This is a genomic window from Pseudomonas sp. RC10-4-2 (genome assembly GCF_050433085.1).
Lineage (GTDB): Bacteria > Pseudomonadota > Gammaproteobacteria > Pseudomonadales > Pseudomonadaceae > Pseudomonas > Pseudomonas aeruginosa.
The window spans coordinates 906,561-926,547 of record NZ_JBNPXX010000001.1; the positions used below are offsets into that span (position 1 = coordinate 906,561).

Annotated in this window: 18 protein-coding genes; 13 read left to right on the forward strand and 5 right to left on the reverse strand. The window is 69.2% G+C overall.

The features are described from left to right. Positions 1–56: 56 nt before the first annotated feature. Positions 57–800, reverse strand: a complete 744-nt coding sequence (locus FHW81_RS04250; protein ID WP_003119583.1) for an AraC family transcriptional regulator — start codon at positions 798–800, stop codon at positions 57–59. A 284-nt stretch (positions 801–1,084) separates the two neighbouring features. Between FHW81_RS04250 and FHW81_RS04255 the strand changes: the two genes are divergently transcribed. The 3 genes from FHW81_RS04255 (at position 1,085) to FHW81_RS04265 (ending at position 6,902) form a co-directional block, all read left to right on the forward strand. Continuing rightward, the gene (locus FHW81_RS04255) at positions 1,085–2,842 is read left to right on the forward strand and encodes a DUF1302 domain-containing protein (RefSeq protein ID WP_003102337.1); all 1,758 of its coding nucleotides are present in this window, start codon (positions 1,085–1,087) and stop codon (positions 2,840–2,842) included. A gap of 56 nt (positions 2,843–2,898) precedes the next feature. Beyond that, the gene (locus FHW81_RS04260; protein WP_003111022.1) at positions 2,899–4,269 is read left to right on the forward strand and encodes a DUF1329 domain-containing protein; all 1,371 of its coding nucleotides are present in this window, start codon (positions 2,899–2,901) and stop codon (positions 4,267–4,269) included. A gap of 149 nt (positions 4,270–4,418) precedes the next feature. Next, positions 4,419–6,902, forward strand: a complete 2,484-nt coding sequence (locus FHW81_RS04265) for a LuxR C-terminal-related transcriptional regulator (protein WP_096237179.1) — start codon at positions 4,419–4,421, stop codon at positions 6,900–6,902. Positions 6,903–6,908: 6 nt separating this feature from the next. Here the strand turns inward: FHW81_RS04265 and FHW81_RS04270 are convergent, their stop codons facing one another. Further along, complete coding sequence (locus FHW81_RS04270; protein ID WP_106120622.1) at positions 6,909–7,721, reverse strand: SirB1 family protein; 813 nt, start codon at positions 7,719–7,721, stop codon at positions 6,909–6,911. A gap of 245 nt (positions 7,722–7,966) precedes the next feature. Here FHW81_RS04270 and FHW81_RS04275 point away from each other — a divergent pair, with 245 nt between their 5' ends. The 4 genes from FHW81_RS04275 to FHW81_RS04290 all read left to right on the forward strand — a co-directional run bounded on the left by FHW81_RS04275 (position 7,967) and on the right by FHW81_RS04290 (position 12,355). Then, positions 7,967–8,992, forward strand: coding sequence for a Leu/Phe/Val dehydrogenase (locus FHW81_RS04275; RefSeq protein ID WP_003091859.1), 1,026 nt, complete (start codon positions 7,967–7,969; stop codon positions 8,990–8,992). A 141-nt stretch (positions 8,993–9,133) separates the two neighbouring features. Next, the gene (gene pdhA / locus FHW81_RS04280; RefSeq protein WP_039699150.1) at positions 9,134–10,231 is read left to right on the forward strand and encodes a pyruvate dehydrogenase (acetyl-transferring) E1 component subunit alpha; all 1,098 of its coding nucleotides are present in this window, start codon (positions 9,134–9,136) and stop codon (positions 10,229–10,231) included. Further along, positions 10,224–11,225, forward strand: coding sequence for an alpha-ketoacid dehydrogenase subunit beta (locus FHW81_RS04285; protein ID WP_003106981.1), 1,002 nt, complete (start codon positions 10,224–10,226; stop codon positions 11,223–11,225). Before pdhA ends, FHW81_RS04285 begins: the two co-directional genes overlap by 8 nt. 17 nt (positions 11,226–11,242) lie before the next feature. Beyond that, the gene (locus tag FHW81_RS04290; protein WP_106120623.1) at positions 11,243–12,355 is read left to right on the forward strand and encodes a dihydrolipoamide acetyltransferase family protein; all 1,113 of its coding nucleotides are present in this window, start codon (positions 11,243–11,245) and stop codon (positions 12,353–12,355) included. On the opposite strand, the gene FHW81_RS04295 is transcribed toward FHW81_RS04290, so the two are convergent. From FHW81_RS04295 to FHW81_RS04305, 3 genes are all read right to left on the reverse strand, one after another. After that, complete coding sequence (locus FHW81_RS04295) at positions 12,356–12,754, reverse strand: DUF2809 domain-containing protein (RefSeq protein WP_039699153.1); 399 nt, start codon at positions 12,752–12,754, stop codon at positions 12,356–12,358. It abuts the gene before it with no gap. A 93-nt stretch (positions 12,755–12,847) separates the two neighbouring features. Beyond that, positions 12,848–13,432, reverse strand: a complete 585-nt coding sequence (locus FHW81_RS04300) for a hypothetical protein (RefSeq protein WP_003114483.1) — start codon at positions 13,430–13,432, stop codon at positions 12,848–12,850. A gap of 35 nt (positions 13,433–13,467) precedes the next feature. Beyond that, complete coding sequence (locus FHW81_RS04305; RefSeq protein ID WP_003091854.1) at positions 13,468–13,734, reverse strand: YebG family protein; 267 nt, start codon at positions 13,732–13,734, stop codon at positions 13,468–13,470. A 209-nt stretch (positions 13,735–13,943) separates the two neighbouring features. On the opposite strand from FHW81_RS04305, the gene FHW81_RS04310 reads away from it, so the two are divergent. The 6 genes from FHW81_RS04310 to hasA all read left to right on the forward strand — a co-directional run bounded on the left by FHW81_RS04310 (position 13,944) and on the right by hasA (position 19,782). Beyond that, positions 13,944–14,213: a DUF2790 domain-containing protein gene (locus tag FHW81_RS04310; protein ID WP_003091850.1), complete on the forward strand. Its 270-nt coding sequence runs from the start codon at positions 13,944–13,946 to the stop codon at positions 14,211–14,213. Positions 14,214–14,332: 119 nt separating this feature from the next. Then, positions 14,333–14,551, forward strand: a complete 219-nt coding sequence (locus FHW81_RS04315) for a hypothetical protein (protein ID WP_003107534.1) — start codon at positions 14,333–14,335, stop codon at positions 14,549–14,551. Between the two features lie 76 nt (positions 14,552–14,627). Beyond that, on the forward strand, positions 14,628–15,143 hold the full coding sequence (locus FHW81_RS04320; protein ID WP_003107536.1) for an RNA polymerase sigma factor: 516 nt from the start codon (positions 14,628–14,630) through the stop codon (positions 15,141–15,143). A gap of 64 nt (positions 15,144–15,207) precedes the next feature. After that, positions 15,208–16,194, forward strand: a complete 987-nt coding sequence (locus FHW81_RS04325) for a FecR family protein (protein ID WP_003138216.1) — start codon at positions 15,208–15,210, stop codon at positions 16,192–16,194. A 209-nt stretch (positions 16,195–16,403) separates the two neighbouring features. Then, the gene (gene hasR / locus FHW81_RS04330) at positions 16,404–19,079 is read left to right on the forward strand and encodes a heme uptake receptor HasR (protein ID WP_079387005.1); all 2,676 of its coding nucleotides are present in this window, start codon (positions 16,404–16,406) and stop codon (positions 19,077–19,079) included. 85 nt (positions 19,080–19,164) lie between these two features. After that, entirely contained in the window at positions 19,165–19,782 is a 618-nt protein-coding gene (gene hasA / locus FHW81_RS04335; RefSeq protein ID WP_003091842.1) for a heme acquisition protein HasA, read from the forward strand. Positions 19,783–19,987 lie beyond the last annotated feature (205 nt).

The window sequence follows — 19,987 nt, forward strand, 5'->3', positions numbered from 1 at the left end:
GGCGAGAGTAGGAAGATGCCGTGCGCCTGTCGTGCGCGCGGGTCCGCTGGGAAATCTCAGCGGCGCGACGACAGGCGCTTCAGGTATTCGCGCGGAGACTGGCCGGTGTGCTGGCGGAAGCAGCGGTAGAAGGCCGACAGCGAATTGAAGCCGGCGGCGAAGGCCAGTTCGTCGACCCGTCCGGGCAGCTCGCCGGAAAGCTGGCCGAGCAGGTGTTGCAGGCGGGTCTGGTTGACGTACTGGTAGAAGCTCAGGCCGAGCACCTGGTTGAGCAGGTAGGAAATCTGGTTGCGCGTATAGCCGGTGGCATTGGCCACCTGGGTCAGGTCCAGGTCCGGATCGAGATAGGGCTGGGCCTGCTGGAAGTAGTGCTCCAGGTCGCGTGCCAGCAGGCTCAGCTGCTTGGCCGAAAGCCCCAGGCGGCTGGCCGGCGGCCGGCCGTCGCCGCCGGCCTGGGCTCCGCCGCCGCTTTCGTGGACCAGCGAGGCGTATTCGTTGATGCGCCAGATCAGGCCGTCGCGCACGGTGATCGCCTCGCTGGCGCGGAACGAAGCCAGGCGGCCGCTGAGGGTCACCCGCAGGCGGTACTGGATGAAGGCGGTATCGCCGTCGAAGCGGATACGGTCGGTGTGCTCCAGCGACTCGTCGGGGCCCTTGGGCATGGTCGCCTCGACGTACTCGCGGAGATCGGCCAGGCGCATCCGGCGGTTCTGGAAGAAGTCGTTGTATTCGACCTCGGGATGATAGAGCGCCATCACCGCGTCGATGTCGCGGTGCTTCCAGCTGAGGTGATAACGCATGACCGTCTCGCGGGTGGCGTCGGCGAGATCGCGGTCGGCGGGAATGGTCTGTTCGGGCTGCATGCAGCGAAGGATGCCATCGCCGCCGCCGGCGGAACAGTGCCGCGCTGTCATCCATGCACTGGATGACGGCGTATCCATCCTGCATATGGCGTTCGCCGAGGCGCTTTCCAGGGCCCCTGTTCACTCTTTCGGGCGACAGCCGGAATACCTCCTTGGTGCGCTTACCGCCGTTCGGGCCGCTGGGTAGGGTGTAGCCACCTCGACCCTGTCAGGAGAGCCGCATGACAACAACAAAAAGGCGCGGAATCTTCCCTCTGCACGCACTCGCTGCGGCCACAGCCCTGGGTTGCGCCACCCAGGCCTCGGCCGTGTCATTCAACATCGGGGAGATCGAAGGGCAATTCGACTCGTCGCTGTCGGTGGGGGCCAGCTGGTCCATGCGTTCCGCCGACAAGGACTACATCGGCACCCGCAACGGCGGCCACGCCTCGTCGCAGACCTCCGACGACGGCCGGCTGAACTTCAAGAAGGGCGAAACCTTCTCGAAGATCTTCAAGGGCATCCACGATCTGGAACTCAAGTACGGCGACACCGGCGCGTTCTTCCGTGGCAAGTACTGGTACGACTTCGAGCTGAAGGACGAACACCGCCTGCTCTACGACATCGACGACCACAATCGCAAGGAGGGCGCCAAGTCCTCCGGGGCGCAGCTGCTCGATGCCTTCCTCTACCACAACTACAGCATCGGCGACCTGCCCGGCAGCGTGCGGGTCGGCAAGCAGGTGGTGAGCTGGGGCGAGAGCACGTTCATCCAGAACTCGATCAACAGCATCAACCCGATGGACGTCGCCGCGTTCCGCCGGCCCGGCGCGGAGATCAAGGAAGGCCTGATCCCGGTGAACATGCTCTACCTGTCCCAGGGCATCAGCGACGCGCTGACCGTCGAAGGCTTCTACCAGTTGGAGTGGGACCAGACGGTGATCGACAACTGCGGCACCTTCTTCTCTACCACCGACGTGGTCGCCGATGGCTGCGAGCGGATGGTCTACGCCGGCAGCGACTTCGACCCGAACCCGGCCAACGGCTACCGCTACCTGCCGCGCGCCGGCGATCGCGATGCCCGCGACAGCGGCCAGTGGGGCCTGGCCCTGCGCTGGTACGCGGCGGAGCTGAACGACACCGAGTTCGGCCTGTACGCGATGAACTACCACAGTCGCAACCCGTACTACAGCGTGATCGCCGGCAACGGCCTGGCCACCTCCGACCCGGTCACCGGGCGCTCCACCGGCTATTACTTCATCGACTATCCCGAGGACATCCGCCTCTACGGCCTGAGCTTCCAGACCAACATCGGCAGCACCTCGGTGGCCGGCGAGCTGAGCTACCGGCCGAACATGCCGCTACAAATCAACAGCACCGACATGTCGATCGCCGCGATCTACCCGACCACCCTGTTCGGCAACCCGATCTACGACAGCGGCTTCGCCACCCCGCGCGCCGGCGAGGTGATCAACGGCTACGTGCGCAAGCCGGTGACCCAGGCACAGGTGACCGTCACCCAGTTCTTCGACCGGGTACTGGCGGCCGACCGCCTGACCGTGGTCGGCGAAGTCGGCTACAACCACCTCAGCGGGGTCGACGGCGACGACCTGCGCTACGGTCGCGACGCCATCTATGGCATCGGCGAACTGCCGAACAACGCCTTGTGCACCGGCGCGCTCAACGTGGCCAACCCGCAGGAGTGCAACAGCCACGGCTTCTACACCCGCAACTCGTGGGGCTATCGCCTGCGCGGGATCCTCGAATATCCCAACGTGTTCGCCGGGGTCAACCTGAAGCCGAACCTGGCCTGGTCGCACGACGTCGAGGGCTACGGGCCGAACTTCAGCGAGGGCGCCAAGGCCGTCAGCGTCGGCCTCGATGCCGACTACCAGAACACCTATACCGCCAGCATCAGCTACACCGACTTCTTCGGCGGCAACTACAACCCGATCAACGACCGCGACTTCCTCGCGGTGAGCTTCGGGGTGAACTTCTGAGGTCCGCCGCCCCTCGGGGCGGCCGCTTTCGCGGATACGAACAAGGATAACGACGCATGAAAACAGCACGACTCCTGTCCTCCGGGGCGCTGGCCCTCAGCCTGCTGGCCGGTTCGGTGACGGCGGCGGTTTCGCCCGACGAGGCCGCCAAGCTCGGCAGCAGCCTGACCCCCATCGGCGCGCAGAAGGAAGGCAACGCCGACGGCAGCATCCCGGCCTGGACCGGCGGCCTCGCGGCCAGCGCCGGCAAGGTCGATGGCAAGGGCTTCCTTTCCGATCCCTTTGCCGACGAGAAGCCGCTGTTCACCATCACCGCGCAGAACGTCGAGCAATACAAGGACAAGCTCTCCGACGGCCAGTTGGCGATGTTCAAGCGCTACCCGGAAACCTACCGGATCCCGGTGTACAAGACCCATCGCACGGTGGCCCTGCCGGCCGAGATCGACGAGGCGGTCAGGCAGAGCGCGCTGAACGTGCAGCCGATCAACGACGGCAACGGCCTGTCGAATTTCGAGAAGAGCCGCTACTACGCCTTCCCGATCCCGAAGAACGGTGTCGAAGTGCTCTGGAACCACATCACCCGCTACCGCGGCGGCAACCTCAAGCGCACCATCGTCCAGGCCACCCCGCAGACCAACGGCAGCTTCACGCCGATCCGCTTCGAGGAGTCGGTGGCATTCCCGCAGAACATGCCCGACCTCGACCAGAGCAAGGCGGCCAACATCCTCACCTTCTTCAAGCAGCAGGTGACCGCGCCGGCGCGCCTGGCGGGCAACGTGCTGCTGGTCCACGAGACCCTCGACCAGGTCAAGGAGCCGCGCCTGGCCTGGGTCTACAACGCCGGCCAGCGCCGCGTGCGGCGCGCCCCGCAGGTGGCCTACGATGGCCCGGGCACCGCCGCCGACGGCCTGCGCACCTCGGATAACTTCGACATGTTCTCCGGCGCCCCGGACCGCTACGACTGGAAGCTGGTCGGCAAGCGCGAGATGTACATCCCCTACAACGCCTACAAGCTCAACGACCCGACCCTGAAGTACGGCGACATCATCAAGGCCGGGCACATCAACCAGGACCTGACCCGCTACGAGCTGCACCGGGTGTGGGAAGTGGTCGGCACGGTGAAGCCGGGCGAGCGGCACATCTACGCCAAGCGCCACATGTACATCGACGAGGACAGCTGGCAGATCGCCCTGGTCGACCACTACGACGGTCGCGGCCAGCTCTGGCGGGTCGGCGAGGGCCACGCGCAGTACCACTACGACCAGAAGGTCGCCGGCTACACCCTGGAGGCGCTCTACGACGTGATCGCCGGTCGCTACCTGGCGCTGGGCATGAACAACGAGGAGAAGCGCGGCTACGAGTTCGGCTTCAAGGCCTCGTCCGCCGACTACACGCCGGCCGCCCTGCGCAACGCCGGGGTACGCTGAGTCCCGGCCAGTCGCGACGAGCGCGTCGGCTTGTGCCGACGCGCTCGTGCGTTATGACGGCCCATCACCCGGCGCAATCATCGTTCAGCAGCGGGGCAGGCGCGGTCTAGGCTCCCGGCAAGGCGCTTCGACAGAACAAGAGCACTGCCATGACCGAGCCGACCGAGCTGCCCGCCGCCTTGCCGCGGCTGCCGCCGCAGCACCTGCCGCGGCCCCGTTTGCACCAGCCGCTGCTGCGCGGCGAATGCCGCCTGCGACTGCTCTGCGCGCCCGCCGGCAGCGGCAAGACCGTCCTCCTCGGAGAATGCGCACGGCGGGCGCCGCCTGGCGTGCAGGTGGTCTGGCTGGCGCTGGGCGGGGAAGCGCTGGACCCCGCGACCTTCCGCCGCCGCCTGGCCGGCGCTCTCGGCTTGGCCGAGGACAGCGACGAAGCGCAGCTGTGCCGGCGGCTGCGCAACGCTTCCGCGCTGTGGCTGCTGCTCGACGATTACCCACGGCATCCCGACCCCGCCCTCGACGCCTGCCTCGATCGCCTGTTGAGCGCGGCCTCGCCACGGGTGGGCTGGTGGCTGGCGAGCCGGCGGCGGCCGCAGTGCAACCTGGCGCGGTTGCTGCTGGAAGGGGAGTTGCTGGAGGTCGACGGCGGCCTGCTGGCGTTCGATGCCGACGAGGTCGCCGAACTGCTCCGCCTGCACGGGCGCGGCGCCGATGCCGCTACGGCCGGGACACTGCTGGAACGCAGCGGCGGTTGGTGCGCCGCGTTGCGCTTGCGCCTGCTGGTCGGCGAAGAGACGGCCGGACCGTTGTTGCAGGAATACCTCCAGCACGAGTTGCTCGACGAGCTGCCGCCGCCGCTGGCCGACGCCGCGCGTGCCCTGGCCTGGCTGCCGCAAGTCGGTCCGGAGCTGTTCCGCCGGCTGTTCGAGGAGCTGCCCCACGGGCTGGACGACCTGTTGGCGCGGGGCTTCCCCCTGCTGGCCGATGCGAACCAGCGCTACAGCCTGCCACCGGCGATCCGCGAGGCCTGGCGCGAAGCGCCGCAGCGCCCGCAGCGGGACTTCCACCGGGAAGCCTGCGAATGGTTCGCCGAACACGGCGAGACCCGCGAGGCGGTCGACCAGGCGCTGGCCGCCGACGAACCGGAAACCGCCGCCGGATTGTTGCAGAAGCTCACCGAGGAGCAATTGCTGCACGGCCACAACATCGGCATGGTCCTGGCCCTGCGCGACGAACTGCCGGCGGCGCTGCTGGCCAGCACGCCGCGCCTGGTGATCCTGAATGCCTGGACGCTGCTCTACGCCGGACGCCTGGCCGAAGCCGAGGACTGCATCGGCCAGTTGGCGCGCTTCCTGCCGATGCCCTCGGCGTCCCGCCAGCGGGTGCTGCTGGCGCAATGGCAGGGCTTGTTCGGGATCCTCCTGCACTGCCGCGGCGAGCGCGGCGCCGCCGACTACCTGCGCGAGGCGCTGGAGCAACTGCCGGAGGACGCCTGGTCGCAGGGACTGATCTGCCGCTCGGCGCTGATGCAACTGGCGATGATCGAGGGGCGGATGGACCAGGCGCGGTTGATCGGCCGCGATGCCTTGCGCCTGGCGCGCGAGCACGACAGCCTGATCTTCGAGGCGCTGATCGAACTGGAGCGGGCGCAGTGGCTGGAGCAGCGCGGCGAACTGCTGCGCGCGGAAGGCGTCCTCGATCGCGCCCAGCGCTACCTGGAGGACCTCGGCCAGCAGGGCAGCCCGATGCTCGGCCGGATCGCCCTGCGCCGCGCGCGCCTGTGCCTGCAGCAGGGCCGCGAGGTCGAGGCCGGGCACTGGTATCGGCTGGGCCTGGAGCAGGCACGGGAGAATCTCGATCCCTGGGCGCTCTACGGCTACCTGGGACTGGCCTTGCTGGAGGCCGGGCAGGGCGACCTGGACGCGGCGTTCAACCGCCTGCTGGAGGTCGAACGGCTGATGCAGCAGCGCCATGTCCCCGATCCGCTGTATCGCGGCGCGCTGCTGCTGGTCAGCTCCGCCCTGACCCTGCAGCAGGGACGGCCGGCGCAGGCGCGGGAGATCCTGCTGCGGGTCCGCGCCTACTTCCAGCCGGGACGGGCGCGCCTGTCGCCGCCCTCCGAACCGGAGCTGGAAGCGCGGGTAGAGCACCAATTGGCACTGGCCGAACTCTACAGCGGCGAGGCAGCCGCCGCCGAAGCGCGGCTGCGCGGGCTGCTCGCCATTCTCGAGGCGCAGGGGCGGCAGACGCTGCTTTGCGAAGTGCGCATGGGTATCGCCGAGTGCCAGTTCCTCTCCGGACAATTGCCCCAGGCCCAGCAGACCCTGCGCAGCGGCCTGGAGCTGGCGGAGCGGCTGGGCCTGCAACTGCCGCAGCGGCGACTGCGGGATCGCCAGCCGCAACTGTTCGCCGCCCTGCCGGGGGAAGAAGAGGAGGGGCTCAGTCCGCTCAGTTGTCGGGAGCTGGCGGTGCTCGGCCTGATCGCCCAGGGCTGCTCCAACCAGGAGATCGGCGAGCAACTGTTCATTTCCCTGCACACGGTGAAGACCCACGCCCGGCGGATCAACGGCAAGCTCGGGGTGGCCCGTCGGACCCAGGCGGTGGCGCGGGCCAAGGCCCTCGGCCTGCTCGCCTGAGCGGCCTCAGTGCAGGGCGCGGCTGGTCGGCGGGGCGAGTTCGCCCAGGCGCTGGCCGAGGCGCAGTTGCTCGGTGGGATCGTCGCTGAGCAAGAGCGCGCGTTCCAGGTCGTAGCGTTCCGCCTGCGGGCAATCCAGTTGCCGATAGAGGCCCGCGCGGGCCTCGTGGTCGGTGGCGCCCACCGGGCCGAGTTCGATCACCCGCTGGGCATCCTTCAGCGCGGCCAGCGGCTCGCCGGCGGCGCTGTGCAGTTGTCGCAGGTTGCGCGACAGACGCTGGAGGATTTCCCCGGGAGAGGCCTGCTTCAGGTAGGCGGCTTGCAGCTCGCTCTTCGGCCCCTGCAGGCGCAGCAGCAGTTCGCGGCAGTCGGGGGTATAGAGGCGTCGTCCGGTGGCCGGGTCGAGCAGATGGTCGGCCTGCGGCACGCGCAGCAGGAAGCGTCCCGGGAAGTTCACTCCGACCAGCGGAATGTCCAGCCGCCGCGCCAGTTCCATGGCCACCAGCGCCAGCGACAACGGCTGTCCCTGGCGCCGCTGCAGCACCAGCGGGAGCAGGGCCGAGCGCGGTTGCAGGGGGAAGTCGTCGTCTTCGCAGAAACCCTGTTCGCTCATTCGCCGCAGCAACCCCTGGGCGCGCTCGCTGGCCGAGGCGCGGTCGTCCAGGCTGGCGCCGATCTGCCGGACGAGTTCGTCGAGCTCGCGCAGGGCGTGGGCGGGCGAATACGCCGGGAGGTGCTCCGCGGCGATCCACAGGGCCGCCTCGAACAGCGCTGGCGGTTCCTGGGCGAGACAATCGAGGCAGGCTTGACGCGGGTCCATGGCTTTCCTCCTGGTGCGCCTGGATCGCTGCGGACGGGCCGTTCGGAGCACGCCGGGGCCGGTTTCGAGCGGGCGGACCCCAAGGTTGTAACCGTCCGCCGAAGCTTCGTCCAGTACCCGGCTCGGCGAGCGCCGCCGCCTGGTCGTCGGCCTTGCGGGCGTTTCGCCGACGCCTGCCTATACTGAAGGTGCCGGGCGGCAACGGCCCGGCCCGGACAACAAGCAGCAAGCAGGGGAGCCCCAGCATGTTCGACATGATGGACGCGGCCCGGCTCGAGGGTCTCCACCTCGCCCAAGACCCGGCCACGGGACTCAAGGCCATTATCGCCATCCACAGCACGCGACTCGGCCCGGCGCTGGGTGGTTGTCGCTACCTGCCTTACCCCAACGACGAAGCCGCCATCGGCGACGCCATCCGCCTGGCCCAGGGCATGAGCTACAAGGCGGCCCTGGCCGGGCTGGAGCAGGGTGGCGGCAAGGCGGTGATCATCCGCCCGCCGCACCTGGACAATCGCGGCGCGCTGTTCGAGGCCTTCGGGCGCTTCATCGAAAGCCTCGGCGGACGCTACATCACTGCGGTGGACAGCGGTACCTCCAGCGCCGACATGGACTGCATCGCCCAGCAGACCCGCCACGTCACCAGCACCACCCAGGCCGGCGACCCCTCGCCGCATACCGCCCTCGGCGTGTTCGCCGGGATTCGCGCCAGCGCCCAGGCGCGCCTCGGCAGCGACGACCTGGAAGGCCTGCGGGTCGCGGTGCAGGGGCTCGGCCACGTCGGCTACGCATTGGCCGAGCAACTGGCGGCGGTCGGCGCCGAGTTGCTGGTCTGCGACCTCGATCCCGGCCGGGTGCAACTGGCCGTCGAGCAGCTCGGTGCCCATCCGCTGGCGCCGGAGGCATTGCTCTCCACCCCTTGCGACATCCTCGCGCCCTGCGGGCTGGGCGGCGTGCTCACCAGCCAGAGCGTCAGCCAGTTGCGCTGCGCGGCGGTGGCCGGGGCGGCGAACAACCAGTTGGAGCGGCCGGAGGTCGCCGACGAGCTGGAGGCGCGCGGCATCCTCTATGCGCCGGACTACGTGATCAACTCCGGCGGCCTGATCTACGTCGCCCTCAAGCACCGCGGCGCCGACCCGCACAGCATCACCGCGCACCTGGCGCGGATTCCCGCGCGGCTCACCGAGATCTATGCCCATGCCCAGGCCGACCACCAGTCGCCGGCGCGGATCGCCGACCGTCTGGCGGAACGGATTCTCTACGGCCCGCAGTGACGGGCCGGCGTTTCCGGCGAGGCCGCCAGCGGGCCTCGCCAGCGGCAGTGCGGGCCACCCCCGCCGCGCCGCGCGTGCACGCCGCCACCCGCGGCGCGACCCTGAGCGGCACGCCTACCCGGCGTGCGGAGGAGGTTTGCGATGGTTCACAACCGGATCGACCCGCCTTTCACCCGCTACCTCGACAGCGACGGTCGGCCCCTCGGCGAGTTGCCCGCCTGGGCCGGCGACAGCGATGCGCTGGTCGGCCTCTACCGGCAGATGCTCCTGACCCGCCTGTTCGACCAGAAGGCGGTGGCCCTCCAGCGTACCGGGCGGATCGGCACCTATGCGCCAACCCTCGGCCAGGAAGCCATCGGAGTGGCCATCGGCAGCCAGATGCGCGCCGAGGACGTGCTGGTGCCGTATTACCGCGATACCGCCGTGCAATTGATGCGCGGCGTGCGCATGGAGGACATCCTCCTCTACTGGGGCGGCGACGAGCGCGGCAGCGACTACGCCGAACCGCTGGCGGCGCAGGACTTTCCCATTTGCGTGCCGATCGCCACCCAGGCCCTGCATGCCTGCGGGGTCGCCTCGGCGTTCCGCATCCGCGGCGAACACCGGGTGGCGGTGACCACCTGCGGCGACGGCGCCACCAGCAAGGGCGATTTCCTCGAGGCGCTGAACGTGGCGGGCGCCTGGCAGTTGCCGGTGCTCTTCGTGGTCAACAACAACCAGTGGGCGATCTCGGTGCCGCGGCGCATCCAGTGCGGCGCGCCGACCCTGGCGGAGAAGGCGGTGGGTGCCGGCTTCCCCGGCGAACAGGTGGACGGCAACGACGTGCTGGCGGTCGCCGAACGCGTCCGCGCGGCCCTGGAGCGCGCGCGCCAGGGCAAGGGGCCGACCCTGCTGGAGTGCATCAGCTATCGCCTGTGCGACCACACCACGGCCGACGACGCCAGCCGCTACCGTTCCGCCGAGGAGGTCAACCAGGCCTGGCGCGAGGAGCCGATCAAGCGCCTGCGCGCCTTCCTCGCCGGCCGCGGCCAGTGGGACGAGGAGCGCGAGCAGGCGCTGGTGGGCGAGTGCCAGGCGCGGGTGCAGGAGGCGGTGGAGCGTTTCGAGACGTTCGCCGCGCAGGCGCCGCAGGCACTGTTCGAGCATGTCTACGTGCGCTGGCCGGCGGTCCTGGAGGAGCAGCGCGAGCAATTGCTGGAGCGCGCCGCGCGGCGGCAGGGAGGGGCCGAACATGAATGAGCGCAACGGCGAAGCGAAACGCCTGGCCCTTCTGGAGGCGGTCAACCTGGCGTTGCACCGGGCCATGGCCGAGGACGAGACGGTGGTGGTGCTGGGCGAAGACGTCGGGGTCAACGGCGGGGTGTTTCGCGCCACCCTCGGCCTGCGCGAGCGCTTCGGCTTCAAGCGGGTGCTGGATACGCCGCTGGCGGAGAACATGATCGCCGGGCTGTCCATCGGCATGGCCGCCCAGGGCCTGAAGCCGGTGATGGAGATCCAGTTCATGGGCTTCATCTACGCCGCCATGGAGCAACTGGTGTCCCATGCCAGCCGCCTGCGCAATCGCACCCGCGGCCGCCTGGCCTGCCCGTTGGTGCTGCGCACGCCGATGGGCGCGGGGATCCGCGCGCCGGAGCACCACAGCGAGGCGACCGAGGCGATGTTCGCGCACATCCCCGGCGTCCGCGTGCTGGTGCCGTCGTCGCCGGCGCGGGCCTACGGCCTGCTCCTGGCGGCGATCGACGATCCCGATCCGGTGATCTTCCTCGAGCCGACCCGGCTCTACCGGATGAACCCGCAGCCGCTGGCGGACGACGCCCGGCGCCTGCCACTGGACAGTTGCTTCACCCTTCGCGAAGGCGGCGACCTGACCCTGGTCAGCTGGGGCGCCAGCGTCCACGAGACCCAGCAGGCCGCCGAGCGCCTGGCGCAGCGCGGCATCGAGGCCGAAGTGATCGACGTCGCCTGCCTCAAGCCGCTCGACCTCGACACCCTCGAAGCCTCGGTGCGCAAGACCGGTCGCTGCGTGATCGTCCATGAGGCGCCGAAGAGTGGCGGCCTCGGCGGGGAAATCGCCGCGAGCCTCTACGAGCGTGTCCTGTTCGACCTGCGGGCGCCGATCCAGCGGGTCGCCGCGGCCGATATCCCGCCGCCGCTGTACCGCCTGGAAGCGCTGTACATGCCCGCCGTGGAGGACATCCTGGCGGCCTGCGACACCGTGCTCGGCTACGCCTGAGCCAAGGGGAGACGACCATGAAGCACTTCAAGCTGCCCGACCTGGGCGAGGGCCTGCAGGAAGCGGAAATCGTCGAATGGCACGTCAAGGCCGGCGACAGCGTGCGCGCCGACCAGCGCCTGGTCTCGGTGGAAACCGCCAAGGCGCTGGTGGACATCCCTGCGCCCTACGATGGGGTGGTGGGCAAGCTGTTCGGCGCCGAGGGCGACATCCTCCACGTCGGCGAACCGCTGGTGGGCTTCGAGGGCGAGGAGGCGGACGCCGGTACCGTGGTGGGGCGCCTGGAGGGCGGCGGTAGCGCCCTGGAAGACCGTTTCTTCATCGGCGCCGCACCGTCCACCCGCGAACACCTGGCACCGCGCGCGACCCCGGCGGTGCGCCAGTTCGCCCGCCAGCAGGGCGTCGAACTGGCCGGCCTGAGCGGCTCCGGCCCGGATGGCCTGATCACCCGCGCCGACGTCGAGGCCGCCGCCCAGGGCGCCCGCGAACGCTTCGGCGGCGAGCGCTTGCGCGGGGTACGGCGGAGCATGGCGCTGAACATGGCGCGCTCGCATGCCGAGGTGGTGCCGGTGACGATCTACGGCGACGCCGACCTGCATCGCTGGAAGACCGCACGCGACCCGTTGATCCGCCTGGCCCAGGCGCTGGCCGAGGCCTGTCGCGCCGAGCCGACCCTCAACGCCTGGTTCGATGGCGCCTCGTTGTCGCTGAAACTGCATGAGCGGCTCGACCTGGGGATCGCCGTGGACACCCCGGACGGCCTGTTCGTGCCGGTGCTGCGCGACGTCGGTGCGCGTTCGGCGGAGGACCTGCGCGCCGGTATGCGGCGCCTGCGCGAAGACGTCCAGGCACGCTCGATCCCGCCGGCGGAAATGCTCGGCGCGACCCTGACCCTATCCAACTTCGGCACCCTGTTCGGCCGCTACGCCAACCCCGTGGTGGTGCCGCCGCAGGTGGCCATCCTCGGCGCCGGCGGCATCCGCGACGAAGTAGTGGCCTGGCGCGGCGAGATGGCGGTCCACCCGATCCTGCCGCTCTCGCTGAGCTTCGATCACCGCGCGGCCACCGGTGGCGAGGCGGCGCGTTTCCTCAAGGTACTGGTGAACGCCCTGGAGCAGCCCGACGGCTGATCAGCGCCGGCGCTCCAGCCACCATGCCAGCAGCGCGCCGAGGGCATAGGCGAGCAGGTCGAAGCCGTCGGCGGTGCTACCGAGAACGATGCGCAGCACGGGGCTGGAGAATTGCCAATGCAGTTGCGCCGCCAGGTACTGGCCCAGTTCCAGCAGCGCGCCGACGGCAAAGGCGGCGGATGTCAGCCAGGCGGCCGGCGCCCTGAGCGCGCTGCCCATCAGGTAGTAGAGCCAGACCACCGCCAGCAGGTCGCCGCCGAAGCTGCGTATCCAGCCCCAATGCCGGCCCAGGGTGGCGAGCAGGACCAGCAGGCCGAACAGCAGCAGTGCCAGCAGCAGGCTGCGCCGGTCCAGGCGCCAGCGTCGGGAGCGGACGGGGGAGGCGGGGAGAGCGGGCATGGGACCTTCCTGGTCGATGGGGCTGCCGGGCGTTGTACGGCAAGCGCCGGTTTCCGGCAAGCCGGGCGCGGGTCGGACAAGCGCCGCGCGGACTCAGCGGCGTCGCAGGCTGGCGAGCAACTGCTCGATGAAGGCGTCGCTGCCGGAGCTGTCGAGGTAGTGCACCTGGGGACCGTCGAGCAGGTAGAGCGCGTGGTAGGGCTTGCCGGCCTGGCTGCCGCGCAGGCGATAGACCTCGGTGCCGGCCACGCGGTAGCGGCTGACGCTGGCGCGCCGGTCGCACAGGCCGAGGGCCTGGCGCTGCGCCTGGAGACGCTCGCGCTCGGCGTCGGGCAGGCCGTCCAGCGGCAGGGCTCCGAAGAGCAGGCGAACCTGTCGCGGAAGGTCGAGCCGTTCGCCCTCGTCCGCGCCCATCTCGTTGCCTTCGAGCAGGCGGTGGGCGAGGTAATGACCCTCGGCGTAGCGAGCGATCAGCAGGTCGCCGCTGTGCAGCAGGGTTGCGGGGGCCCGTTGCAGGTCGAGTTGCAGTCTGCCGGTGCCGCCCAGGGCCAGGACCTGCGCGGCGCCGGCAGAGGCTGCCGGTGTCTCGGCGTCCGTGGCCCGGAATGGGCAGGCGAGGGCAGGGGCGCCGGCGAGGCCGAGGAGGACGCACAGCAGGCCGGCAAGTTGTCGCGGCATGTTTCGGCTCCTTGCGCTTTGCTTGCAGCGGCGGCTCATTCGTCCGCGGCGTTTTCCTCGAACAGTTCGTTGAGGGCGTCCGGCTGGTTCTTGAAGGCGCGGGCGAAGGCGTCGCGGTTCTTCGCCATGAAGATGCCGAGTTCTTCCACCTGTTCCTCCTTCAGCGACGGCACCGCCTTCTGCAGCACCTCGGCCAGCGTTTCCGCCAGCTCCAGCATCTTGTCGTAACGATCGGCTTCAGCCTTGTCCATGAACAAACGCTCCTGATCCCGGCTGCTGCGGTACACCACTTCGACGGCCATTCATCACCTCTGTGCCTTCTGAGTCGGAAGGTTGCTTTGACTGGTTATTCATACAGTATATGGCGTCTTGCCGTCCGTGGATAGCGCCAGGATTGCCGGCGCATTGCCGGGGCGGTCGTCGTCTGACAGAAATGTCACGCCGGGCTCATGAGCCTGACAGTCTCCGCAGCGTAGTTTCAGGCTGAACGTTCTACCAAGGAGACATCCTCATGAGAGTGATCCCGTTGGCACTTGTCGCGCTGCTCGGCCTGGCGCCGCTGGCCCAGGCGCAGCAGCAGCCCTACGGACCCAACCCGGACTCGAAATCGCTCCGCCAGCACTACGTGGAAGGGCGCCTGGACATCGCCCGGGTGATCTACAAGACCGACCTGTGGAGCGCCTGTGGGATCGTCCCGGCGCGCCTGGTCTACGAGGACTCGCAGGGCGAGCGGCATACCGTCGAGTACAAGGCCTGGGGCAGCGGCTGCAGCGGCAATTGAGCGAACCCGGCGCGGCACGGGCCGCGCCGGGTTTTCCTCGGCTCCCGCGCTTCTGCTAAGGTTGCGCGCCTGCCGCCCGTTGCGCGGCGCATACCTTCCGCCCCGCAAGGATGCCCGGCATGCAAGACTTCGGTTTCGCCCTTCTGCTCATCGGCTACGTCTGGTCCGTGGCCAGCGGCGGTCGCCGTTCGATCCCCTGCGCATTGCTCTGCCTGCTGCTGTTTCCGCTGGCGCAACTGGCCTTCGCCATCAACGACGCGCCGATGCGCCCGCCGCTGGCGCTGGCGGCCCTTGGCGCGGGCCTGGCCTACCTCGGCGGCGGCTCGGTGTTCGGCTGAGCCCGGCATCTCACAAGAATACGATTGAAAATCATTATCATAAAAAATATGCTGCTGTCCTTCTGAAAGGACGTGGGTGGATGCGCCGTTGGCGGAGCAGGATCTCAAGGCACTGTTTCTCAGGCATGCCCGGCAGTTGCAGTCGTATCTGTTGCGCAAGACCCGCGATCCGCACCTGGCGGCGGACCTTGCGCAGGAGAGCTTCCTGCGCCTGGCCGAGCAGCGGCACAAGGAGCCGATCGAGCATGTCGACGCCTATCTCTACCGCACCGCGCACAACCTCACCATCGACCATTACCGGCAGGAACGGCGGCGCCGCACCGAGACCCGGCCCAACGACGACCTCGCCGGGTTCGTCGCCGACCAGCCCGGCCCCGAGGAGTCCGCGGTGGATGCCGATGCGCTTGCCCGCCTGCGCGAGATAGTCGCCGAACTGCCGCCGCGCACCCGTGAGATCTTCCGTCTCAACCGTCTGGAGGGGCTGACCCATGCCGAGGTGGCGAGACGCCTGGAAATCTCCGATAGCTCGGTGCAGAAGCACCTGGCCCGCGCCCTGGCCCATGTGATGCAGGCACTCGAGGATTCCCGCTGAATGGATTACCGAGTCTTGCCGGTTCGCGCGTCTGAACCTCTATAACGACCAACGAGAGCCGCACGTGAACAGCCCCCAGGAACAACAGCAGATCCGCCAGCAGGCCGCCGAATGGGCGATCCGCCTGGACGGCGGCGACCTCGACCGGTCCCGGCGCGAAGCGCTGGACGGCTGGCTGGCGGCCGACCCCCGGCACCCGGCCGCGCTGGCGCTGGCGCAACGGACCTGGAAACAGCTGGGATCGCTGGCCGAACCGCGGACGATGGTTCAGACGCCGGTCGCCAGCGCGCCGCGCCGCGCCGGGGGGCGGCGCAAGGGCTGGCGCGGCTGGGCCGCGGCGGCGGCGGTGCTGCTGGCCCTGGGCAGCGCCTGGAACGAACGCGACGCCGGCGTGAGCTGGCTGGCCGACCACGCCACCGGCAAGGGCGAGGTGCGCATCCTGCGGCTGGTGGATGGCAGCGAGGTCGAACTGGACGCACAGAGCGCCATCGATGTCGCCTACGACAGCCGCGAGCGACGGGTGCGCCTGCTCGAAGGCAGCGCGATCTTCCGCGCCGCCCCGCGCGCGGGCCGGGAGACCCGGCCCTTTGTGGTGGAAAGCGCCGGCGGCAGCACTCGCGCGCTGGGCACTCGGTTCCTGGTCAGCCGCAACGACGACGGCAGCGTCCAGGTCGGGGTGCTCGAACACCGCGTCGCGGTGGCCCTGGCGCATCCGCGCACGGGGACCGTCGGGCGCCGCGAGCTGGGCGAGGGCGAGAGCCTGCGCTACAGCGCGGAGGGCGGCGTCGAGGCGCCGCTGGGCGGTCGCCTCGACGACCTGACCAGTTGGCGGCGCGGCCTGCTGGTCTTCGACGAGCAGCCGCTGGGCGAGGTGGTGGCGCGCCTCAATCGCTACCGGCCGGGGCATTTGCTGGTGGCTCCCGGTGCGTTGGCGCAGCGGCGGGTCAGCGGCGTATTCCGGGTCGCCGACCTGGAGGCCTCGTTGCAGTCGATCAGCGATGAGCTGGGAGTGCGCAGCCTGGGCCTGGCGGGAGTGACGCTGCTGTACTGAGCGGCGCGATCGCTTCCGAGAGCCTCGACCACGGGCCAGGCAGTCGCCCCGCGCGCTTGTTCCGGCAGGGGCCGGGAAGCGCATTTTCGAGCCGTGGATCCCGCCGGCGAAAAATTTTCTCGATTTCCGTTACTGACTTTCCCTGCCTCCATCGTTCTCTTAACGAGACTGATTCTTATTACACAAAACGATGGAGTGTAGGCGCTGTCATGAAACATCGTGGATGGAGTGCCGTGCGAGGCGGTCGCAAGGGGGCGCAACTGGCCCTGGGGCTGGGCCTGGTCCTGCTGGGAACGGCCGCGCTACCGCTGCATGCGCAAGACGGGGCGGACTCGGCGAGCCAGCAGCAGACCGCGCTGCGCCGGGTCCGGCTGGACATCCCGGCACAACCGCTGAACCGCGCCCTGCTGCGATTCGCCGAGCAGGCCGGGGTCCAGGTGTTCTTCGACAGCCAGCGTTTCGCCGGTCTCGGCAGCGCGGCGGTGCACGGCGAATACGTGCTGGCCGACGGCCTGAGCCAGATGCTCCAGGGCAGCCCGGTGGAATACCGCTTCTCCGGCAAGGACCAATTGAGCCTGATCCGCGTCAGCCAGGACGACCTGGTGCAGATGTCGCCCTCGGTGATCTCCGCCGCGCGTCCGGACGACTGGGTCTACCAGACGCCGCATTCGGTCAGCGTGATCGGCCGCGAGCAGATCGAGCGCAACCCGCCGCGGCATGCCGCCGACATGCTCGAGGAAACCCCCGGGGTGTACTCCTCGGTGAGCCAGCAGGACCCCGGCCTGTCGGTGAACATCCGTGGCATCCAGGACTACGGGCGGGTCAACATGTCGGTCGACGGCATGCGCCAGAACTACCAGCAGAGCGGCCACCAGCAGCGCAACGGGACGCTCTACGTCGATCCCGAGCTGCTCAGCGAGGTGGTCATCGACAAGGGCGCCAGCTCGGCCATGGGCGGCGCCGGGGTGATCGGCGGGATCGCCAACTTCCGCACCCTGGAGGCCCGCGACCTGGTCAAGCCGGGCAAGCAGGTCGGTGGCCGGGTGCGCCTCACCAGCGGCCTGGGCGGCGACGCCAACGGCACCCACTTCATCGGCAGCGCGGCCTTCGCCATCGGCACCGAGGCCTGGGACATGCTGGTCGCCGCCAGCGAGCGCCACCTGGGCGACTACGACCCGGGGACCAAGGGCAGCATTGGCGAGCTGCGCACCGGCGCCTGGTTCAATCCCGAGGCCGGGCAGCGGGTCAAGCATTCGCCGGTGGCCTACTCCGGCTACGTGATGCGCTCGCGACTGGCCAAGCTTGGCGTCGCCCTGCCGCAGGACCAGCGCCTGCAGTTCAGCTACCTGACCACCCAGGTGTCCTACGACGACGCCAACATGCTCAACACCGAGAACCAGGCGCTCTGGGAAAAGCTCGGCAGCAGCGACGTGCGTGCGCAGAACTTCGCCATCGACTACGGCTACGCGCCGGACAACCCGCTGGTGGACTTCAAGGCCAAGCTCTACTACGTCGACAACCGCAACCGCCAGCAGACCCTGCAACGCGGTATCACCCCCGGCTACTCGATCACCTACCAGACCGACACCTACGGCGCGCAGGCGCAGAACACCTCGACCTTCGCTCTCGACGAGCTCTCCACGCTGCGCGCCAACTATGGCCTGGAGTTCTTCTACGACAAGGTGCGGCCGGACTCCAGCCAGCCGCGGGCGAGCACCTCGGCGGTCGGCTTCCCTGCGGCCGAAGGCATGACCCCCAAGGGCGACCGCGCCCTCGGTAGCCTGTTCGCCCGTCTCGACTACGACTACGACGACTGGCTCAACCTCAACGCCGGGCTGCGTTACGACCGCTACCGCCTGCGCGGCGACACCGGCTTCAACGCGCGCACCTTCATCCTTGGCACCACCCGGCAGACCGACATGCCGCTGCAATACGCCGTCGACCGCGAGGAGGGGCGCTACTCGCCGACCTTCGGCCTGTCGGTCAAGCCCGGCGTCGACTGGTTGCAGTTGTTCGCCACCTACGGCAAGGGCTGGCGCCCGCCGGCGGTGACCGAGAGCCTGATCACCGGCCGCCCCCACGGCGGCGGCGCGGAAAACATGTACCCCAACCCGTTCCTCAGTCCGGAGCGCTCGAAGGCCTGGGAAGTCGGTTTCAACGTGCTGAAGGAGAACCTCTGGTTCAGCGATGACCGCCTGGGCCTGAAGGTCGCCTACTTCGACACCCGGGTCGACGACTTCATCTTCATGGGCATGGGCATGCAGCCGCCGGGCTACGGCATGGCCGGGATCGGCAACAGCGCCTACGTCAACAACCTCGACAGCACGCGCTTCCGTGGCGTCGAGTACCAGCTCGACTACGATGCCGGGCTGGCCTACGGGCAGCTCTCCTACACGCACATGATCGGCAGCAACGACTTCTGTTCGAAGACCGCCTGGCTCGGTGGCGTCACCCAGACGGTGAAGGGCAGCGGTCGCCGCCCGCCGGTGATCGACATGCGGCCGGACGAGCAGGCCAACGCCGCCACCCATTGCAGCGCGGTGCTCGGCTCCGCCGAACACATGCCGATGGATCGCGGCTCGCTGACCCTGGGCATGCGCTTCTTCGACCGCAGGCTGGACGTCGGCGCCCGTGCCCGCTACAGCGAAGGCTACTCGGTGGCTGGCGGCGCCACGGTGTCGCAGGCCGGCGTGTACCCGGCGGACTGGAAGGAATACACCGTCTACGACCTGTACGGCAGCTACCGGGTGAGCGATGAACTGACCCTGCGCCTGGCCATGGAGAACGTCACCGACCGCGCCTACCTGGTGCCGCTGGGCGACGTGCTGGCCTTCACCCTCGGTCGCGGGCGGACCCTGCAAGGCACCCTCGAATACCAGTTCTGACCCCCGTTTTGCCCAGTGAAGGGCAAAACCGGAGCGGGCATCCGTGCGCTCCGGCATTCACCACTCGTTGAATTGGAGTTTTGGCATGAGCATTTCGATTTCCTACAGCACCACCTACAGCGGCTGGACCGTAGCGGATTACCTGGCGGACTGGTCGGCCTACTTCGGCGACGTCAACCATCGTCCGGGCCAGGTGGTGGACGGCAGCAATACCGGCGGCTTCAACCCCGGTCCGTTCGACGGCAGCCAGTACGCGCTGAAGAGCACCGCCAGCGACGCGGCCTTCATCGCCGGCGGCGACCTCCACTACACCCTGTTCAGCAACCCCAGCCACACCCTGTGGGGCAAGCTGGACAGCATCGCCCTCGGCGACACCCTGACCGGCGGCGCCTCCAGCGGTGGCTACGCCCTGGACAGCCAGGAGGTGAGCTTCAGCAACCTGGGCCTGGATTCGCCGATCGCCCAGGGCCGCGACGGCACCGTGCACAAGGTGGTCTACGGCCTGATGAGCGGCGACAGCAGCGCCCTGCAGGGGCAGATCGACGCGTTGCTGAAAGCGGTCGACCCGAGCCTGTCGATCAACTCCACCTTCGACCAGTTGGCCGCGGCCGGCGTCGCCCATGCCACCCCGGCTGCGGCAGCGGCGGAAATCGGCGTGGTCGGCGTGCAGGAACTGCCGCACGACCTGGCCCTGGCGGCCTGAGCAACTGTCCACGATAGCGTTCGTGGACTGCTTGCGCTAAAGGCCGGAGAGGAGTTGGCGCTCCTCTCCGGCGCACGAACCGCCGTCGCTGCGCCTCGCACCCGTGGCGACGGCGGCCCCCGGATTGTTCCTCCGCCGGCCGTGCCCGGCAAGCGGAGACTGCCGCAATGTCCTCCGGGCCCGCTCGCGGCCCGGACACCCACAG